The organism is Phenylobacterium sp., assembly GCF_031360265.1.
GTDB lineage: Bacteria > Pseudomonadota > Alphaproteobacteria > Caulobacterales > Caulobacteraceae > Phenylobacterium.
Map to the genome: position 1 here is coordinate 1 of NZ_JANMBF010000196.1, position 6,444 is coordinate 6,444.

Genomic DNA, 6,444 nt, shown 5'->3' on the forward strand with positions numbered 1-6,444 from the left:
GTGCCGGCCGCGGCGTTGGCGCGGATGCGGTCGACGGCGGCGTCGGGCAGGCCCTTGCCGAACCAGGGCGTGTCGATGAAGCCCGGGCAGACCGCATTGACCCGGATCTTCGGGGCCAGGGCGCGGGCCAGCGAGAGCGTCATGGTGGTCAAGGCGCCCTTGGAGGCGGCGTAGGGGATCGAGGAGCCGATGCCGGTGACGCCGGCGATGGAGGCGGTGTTGACCACGGCGCCCGGCTGGGGGGCGGCTTCCAGCAGGGCGCGGCAGGCGCGGACCATCTGGTAGGCGCCGATGACGTTGACCGCATAGAGGTCGAGGAAGTCCTGGGCGGAGACGGCGTCGAGGTCGGCGTGGTTGGCGAAGCGCGTGGTCCCGGCGTTGTTGAACAGGGCGTCGATGCGGCCGAAGGGCGCCGCGGCGGCGGCGATCGCGCGGCAGTCGGCGTCGGAGGCCACGTCGCCCTGCACGACCACGGCGCGGGCGCCCTCGGCCTCGACCAGCCTGGCGGTCTCAGCGGCCTCATCGCGGCTGCGGGCGTAGTTGACCACCACGGTCGCGGCGCCCTGGCGCGCGGTCTCGATGGCGATGGCCCGGCCGAGACCGGTCGAGGCGCCGGTGACAACCACCACGAAGTCCTGAAATCCGCCGACGGCCATGCTCGCCTCCCTTTAAGCCCTGTAGGCCCTGTAAGCCTGATAGCCGCTCGCGAGGCGGCTGTCTCGGTTGCGGGGGCCGGGCGGCGGGGCTAAAGCGGCCGGCATGGACGAGACCCGACTGACCCAGCTCGGCCACGCGGCGCGGGGCTTTTCCAGCCCCGAGGCGGCGGTGCTGGAGCGCGTGGCCAACCCGCAGGCCGATACGCTGTATCTGGCGCGGTTCACGGCGCCGGAGTTCACCTCGCTCTGCCCGGTGACCGGCCAGCCGGACTTCGCCCACCTGGTGATCGACTATGCGCCGGGCGACTGGCTGATCGAGTCCAAGTCGCTGAAGCTCTATCTGGGGTCGTTCCGCGACCACGGCGCGTTTCATGAGGACTGCACGGTGGCGATCGGACGGCGCATGGTCGCCGTGGCGGAGCCGCGCTGGCTGCGCATCGGCGGCTACTGGTTCCCGCGCGGCGGCATCCCGATCGACGTGTTCTGGCAGAGCGGCGCGCCGCCGGATGGCCTGTGGCTGCCCGACCAGGGCGTGGCCCCGTACCGCGGGCGCGGCTGACGCGCGCCCGGAGTGTCCGCGGAGGCGTCAGGCGCGTCGGGCATCGAGGAGCCAGCCGAAGGTCAGGACGGCCGCCACGGCCCCCGCCAGTTGGGCGACGATGAACGCCGGCGCCGAGCTCGGCGCGATGCCGGCGAAGGTGTCCGACAGGCTGCGGGCGAGCGTCACGGCCGGGTTTGCGAAGGCGGTGGACGCCGTGAACCAGTAGGCCGAGGTGATGTAGAGACCGACCGCGCAGGGCGTGAAGTCCGGACGGAACCGCAGGGTTCCCAAGATGGTCGCCAGCAGTCCGAACGTGGCGACAAACTCCGACCCCGCCTGCGCCGGCCCATCGCGGAGCTTGGTCGCGACCTGCAGAATGGGTTCGGCGAACATGGCGTGGGCGATGAACGTCCCGAGCACGGCGCCGACGGTCTGGGCCGCGACATAGGCCAGGGCGAGCCTGACCGTAAGCTCACGCCGGATCGCGAAGGCCAGGGTGACCGCCGGGTTGAAGTGGGCGCCGGAGACCGGCCCGAAGACGGTGATCAGCACCACTAGGCCCGCGCCGGTCGCCAGCGTATTGCCGAGCAGCGCGATGGCCGTGTTGCCGCCGGCCAGCCGCTCGCCCATGATCCCGGAGCCGACCACGATGGCCAGCAGCAAGGCCGCGCCCAGGACCTCGGCGGCGATGCGGCGGGCGAACGTGAAAGGTCCCAGGGGAGGTTCAAGGCTGGCGTCGGCTGGCGCCTTCGCGTCCCTCATAGCGCGTTCTGGACGGCTGCTGCGCCGATCTCGCCTATCCGGGTTTGCAGGGACGTCCGGTCGAGGGTGGCGATCGGCAGGGCCAGAAACAGCTCCATGCGGTTGCGCAGCTGGCGGCTGGTCTCGGCAAAGGCCAGCGCGATCTCCGTCGCCGTGCCGGTCACCGCGGCCGGGTCGGGAATTCCCCAGTGGCCGGTCATGGGCTGGCCCGGCCAGACCGGGCAGACCTCGCCGGCGGCGTCATCGCAGACGGTGATAACGAAATCGAGCGGCGGGGCGCCGGGCGCGGCGAACTCATCCCAGGATTTCGACCGGAACCGGGACGGGGAGAAGCCCAGCCGCTCGACGATGGGAAAGGTCCCCGGGTTGACCGCGCCCTTGGGGTTCGACCCCGCGGAATAGGCGACAAAGCGACCCTGTCCGAGGCTGGCGAGCAGCGCCTCGGCGAGGATCGACCGGGCCGAATTGCCGGTGCAGAGGAACAGGACGTTGTAGGTGCGCTCGGACATCGGGCCTCCGGATCAACAGGCGCGGGCTTCAGCCTGGCAACAGCGGCTGGCGATCTCGGCCAGGGGGCCGCAGATCTGGGGCTTGCCGCCGCAGCAGTCCTCCAGGAGGAAGGCCAGTAGATCGCGCATTCGGTCGTAGCCGGCGGCGTAGATGATGGACCGCCCGTTCCGCGCCGAGGTGACCAGCCCCGCGGCCGCCAGAATGCCAAGGTTGGTGGAGAGGGTGTTGGCCAGGCTGCCGGTGGCCCTGGCGATCTCGCCCGCGGCCAGCCCCGCCTCGCCCGCGCGGACCAGCAGGCGGAACACCTCGAGCCGGCCAGGATGGGCAAGGGCCGAAAGCGCGCTGACGGCGGTCTGGGGTTCCATGGCGGCGTCAGCCGTAGGTGGCGGCGGCGGCCATGGGCGCGCCCGCGCAACTGGCCAGGGAGCTCTCGGCTGGCGCAGCCATAGCCGCGCTGGAGGCGTCCTTGCCGTCGGCGGTCGCCTCGCCGAGGGTGAAGAAGGTTTCCCTCCGGACGCGGGGGGGATCGGTCACCCCGCTCTTGTCCGAACAGGCTTCATGGAAGCGGATGGACCTCGCAAGGTCGGACACGTTCACGTGCAGACGTCTCATGTCGGTCTCCCCCGATCCGCTAAGAATTCTATAGTTCGGGAAATAAAGAATCGTCAATGGTCATCCGGGAGCCGTCGAGGCCACGAACTCGGGTTAACAGAACGCAAATTTTCTCGGTCATCCCGGCCGCAAGCCTGCGCTCGCAGGCTGGAGAGCCGGGACCCAGCGTCCCGCGCAAGCCTTCTGGGTCCCGGATCGGCTCTTCGGCCGTCCGGGATGACAGGAATTTGGGGGTATCGCCTGAAAAATTGACCTGAGTTCGTAGCCCTGCGGGAGCCGTCGAGGCGGCTGGACCTGGAAAACTCGCGCCGCGCATGGATCACCGCCCCCGGGGACCGGGCCGCCGCGTGACGGCCTCCCGGGGCAGACTCGCAAGACCGGTGATGTTGAGCAAGAGTAGACGTCTGGTCATCAACCGAGTTCGCGATCACCTGGGAAGATCTGCTCAGGTCGGCGAACGGCGCCTGTGGCTTTTATGCAAGACTGTCACAAATTGCCGCGTCCGGCGGGTCGCAAGGTTTGACAAAGTCGGCGACCCGACATGGTGTCCCCGGCCAATAGGACCGGCTTTCGCACCGCCCGTGATGGCAGAGAGGGCGGAGCTGGCGCCGGACCTGCCGGTCCAGGCGATCAATATTGAGGATCTGAAGTCATGAAACATCTGTACATGGGCGCAAGCCTGATCGTGCTTTCCGCGCTCGTCGCACCGGCCGCCATGGCCGCCGCGGCCGCCGACGCCACGGCCGGCGTCTCGGAAGTCATCGTCACCGGCACCCGGGTGACCGGCGTCAAGGCCGAGGACAGCGCCGCCCCGGTGCAGGTGGTGGGCGGCCTGGCGCTGAAGCGCGTCGGCCAGCCGGACCTGATCCAGGCCCTGACGCAGAACCTGCCGTCGTTCAATTCCGAGGCCTTCGGCACCGACACCGGGGCGCTGACCCTGTCGGCGCAACTGCGCGGCCTGAACCCCAACAACACCCTGGTGCTGGTTGACGGCAAGCGCCGCCACTCCACCGGCAATCTGCATGTCGCCCCGGGCGTGTTCCAGGGCGCGGCGACGCCGGACCTCGGCCTGATCCCCGTCGGCGCCATCGACCATGTCGAAGTGCTGCAGGACGGCGCGGCGGCCCAGTACGGCTCGGACGCCATCGCAGGCGTGGTCAACATCATCCTGAAGTCCGCCAACCACGGCGGGTCGATCAGCGGCACGGGCGGCGCCTACTATTCGAACGGCGGGGCCACCGGCGCCCTGTCGGCGAACATCGGCCTGCCGCTCGGCGACAAGGGGTTCATCAACCTGACCGCCGAGACCCGCTATCACGACTTCAGCCAACAGGGCGGCGCGGACCGGCGCCTGTTCAACCTGGACGGCACGCTGAAGGCCGGCCTCAACCCGGTCGACGCGGCGGGCGTGAAGAACGCGCCGGACTATCCCCGGGTCAACCACATCTATGGCGACACCGCGTCCAACATCTACAGCGGCTTCTACAACGCCGGCTACGACCTGGGAGAGGTCCAGCTCTACAGCTTCGGCAGCTACAGCCACCGCAAGGCCTCGGCCTACGAGAACTACCGGCTGCCCTCGCGGGTGAGAGGCTCGACCGTGCTGGGCGTCCGCGGGGACGTCACGACCCCGGGCGAACTGATTCCCTTCCCCAACGGCTTCAACCCGCGGGAAGCCCTGAGGGAGGACGACTTCTCCGTCACCGGCGGCATGAAGGGCGTCGTCGCGGACTGGGCGTGGGATCTCTCCACCACCTACGGCCGCGACAAGAACGAGATCTCGACGCTGAATTCGGGCAATTCCTCGCTGTTCGTCGACACGCACACGACCCCGCGCAACTTCTTCGACGGCGCGTTCGTCAGCTCCGAGTGGACGGGCAACCTGGATGTCTCCAGGGCGTTCGACGTGGGGGCCGCCTCGCCCCTCAACGTCGCCTTCGGCGCGGAAGCCCGCAAGGAGACCTACGACATCAGCACCGGAGACCCGGCCTCGATCTACAAGGAAGGCGGCCAGTCCTATCCGGGCTTCCAGCCGACCGACGCGGCCAACCATTCGCGCACCAACTATGCCGGCTACATCGACCTGGCGGTCAACCCGGTGGAGAACCTCAAGGTGGATCTCGCGGCCCGCTATGAGCACTACAGCGACTTCGGCAACACGACGGTCGGCAAGCTGACGGCGCGCTACGACTTCAGCCCGGCCTTCGCCCTGCGTGGCACGGTCAGCACCGGCTTCCGGGCGCCGACGCTCGCCGAGGAGTTCTATTCGGCGACCAACGTCGCGCCGACCTTCGCCGTGGTGAACCTGCCGCCGAACTCGCCGGCCGCGCACCTGGTCGGGTTCCAGAACCTGAGGCCCGAGAAATCCACCAACTATAGCATCGGCTTCGTCGCCCATCCGGTGGAGCGCCTGCAGATCACCGCCGACGCCTATCAGATCGAAATCCGCGACCGGATCGTCAACACCGGAACGCTGCTCGGCCTGCTCGGCACGACGGTGGTGTCCCCCGGCGCGCTGGCCGCGATCGCCGCGCACGGCAATATCCTCGACCCCAGCGTCACCTATGTCGGCATCGCGGTGTTCACCAACGGGGCCAACACCCGCACCCGCGGCGTCGAACTGACCGCCAGCTACGCGTCCGACTTCGAAGAGTACGGCCACGTCGACTGGTCCTTGGGCCTCAACTACAACGAGACCACGGTGACCAGTCTGAAGCCGCTCCCCGCGGCGGTGGCCAACGCGGCGTTCGGCCAGACCAGCATCCTCAGCCCCACGGCGCTGAGCACGCTGACCACGGCCTCGCCCAAGGAAAAGGCGGTGCTCGGCTCCTACTGGACCAAGGGCAAGTGGAGCGTCAACCTGCGCGAGGTGGTCTATGGCTCGGTGAGCACGATCCTCGACTTCAGCGGCGCGGGCACCGGTCCCGAGGCGCGGAAATTCACCGTCGGCGCCACCGGGATCACCGACATCGACGTCGGCTACAACCTGACCGAGTCCCTGAAGATCGATATCGGCGCCAACAACCTGTTCGACCAGCGCCCGCCCGGCGTGCCGAACGTTCCCGACGGCTCAGGCGGCGTGCGTCCGCTGAGCGGTAACAACGTCTACGGCGAGCCGGCGCAGTTCTCGCCCTACGGGATCAACGGCGGGTACTATTACGCGCGGGTGACCTTCAACTTCTGACCTGGCCTTGGGGAAGGCAACGAACTCAGCTTAGCAGACCCTAAATCTTCCCTGTCATCCCGGCCGCAAGCCTGCGCACGCAGGCTGGAGCGCCGGGACCCACAGTCCAGCGCGGGCCGCTCTGGGTCCCGGATCGGCTTTTCAGCCGTCCGGGAAGACAGCGTTTGGGGTTTGTCAGG

At 68.8% G+C, this 6,444-nt stretch carries 7 protein-coding genes; 2 read left to right on the forward strand and 5 right to left on the reverse strand.

Features of this window, described 5'->3' with window-relative positions; translation table 11 throughout:
• Nucleotides 1-656: SDR family oxidoreductase (locus tag RMN86_RS18065; protein ID WP_309607252.1), on the reverse strand; the 656-nt coding region annotated here is incomplete at its 3' end.
• Between the two features lie 103 nt (nt 657-759).
• Between RMN86_RS18065 and queF the strand changes: the two genes are divergently transcribed.
• The gene (gene queF / locus RMN86_RS18070; protein ID WP_309607253.1) at nt 760-1,215 is read left to right on the forward strand and encodes a preQ(1) synthase; all 456 of its coding nucleotides are present in this window, start codon (nt 760-762) and stop codon (nt 1,213-1,215) included.
• A gap of 27 nt (nt 1,216-1,242) precedes the next feature.
• Here the strand turns inward: queF and RMN86_RS18075 are convergent, their stop codons facing one another.
• From RMN86_RS18075 to RMN86_RS18090, 4 genes are read right to left on the reverse strand one after another with little or no spacing between them, the layout of a single operon-like run.
• Nucleotides 1,243-1,959, reverse strand: coding sequence for an MIP/aquaporin family protein (locus RMN86_RS18075; RefSeq protein WP_309607254.1), 717 nt, complete (start codon nt 1,957-1,959; stop codon nt 1,243-1,245).
• Nucleotides 1,956-2,468, reverse strand: coding sequence for an arsenate reductase ArsC (locus RMN86_RS18080; RefSeq protein ID WP_309607255.1), 513 nt, complete (start codon nt 2,466-2,468; stop codon nt 1,956-1,958). Before RMN86_RS18080 ends, RMN86_RS18075 begins: the two co-directional genes overlap by 4 nt.
• Nucleotides 2,469-2,480: 12 nt before the next feature.
• Nucleotides 2,481-2,834: a helix-turn-helix domain-containing protein gene (locus RMN86_RS18085; RefSeq protein ID WP_309607256.1), complete on the reverse strand. Its 354-nt coding sequence runs from the start codon at nt 2,832-2,834 to the stop codon at nt 2,481-2,483.
• A 7-nt stretch (nt 2,835-2,841) separates the two neighbouring features.
• Nucleotides 2,842-3,081, reverse strand: coding sequence for a hypothetical protein (locus RMN86_RS18090; protein WP_309607257.1), 240 nt, complete (start codon nt 3,079-3,081; stop codon nt 2,842-2,844).
• A 652-nt stretch (nt 3,082-3,733) separates the two neighbouring features.
• On the opposite strand from RMN86_RS18090, the gene RMN86_RS18095 reads away from it, so the two are divergent.
• Nucleotides 3,734-6,265: a TonB-dependent receptor gene (locus tag RMN86_RS18095; protein ID WP_309607258.1), complete on the forward strand. Its 2,532-nt coding sequence runs from the start codon at nt 3,734-3,736 to the stop codon at nt 6,263-6,265.
• The last annotated feature ends 179 nt before the right edge of the window (nt 6,266-6,444 follow it).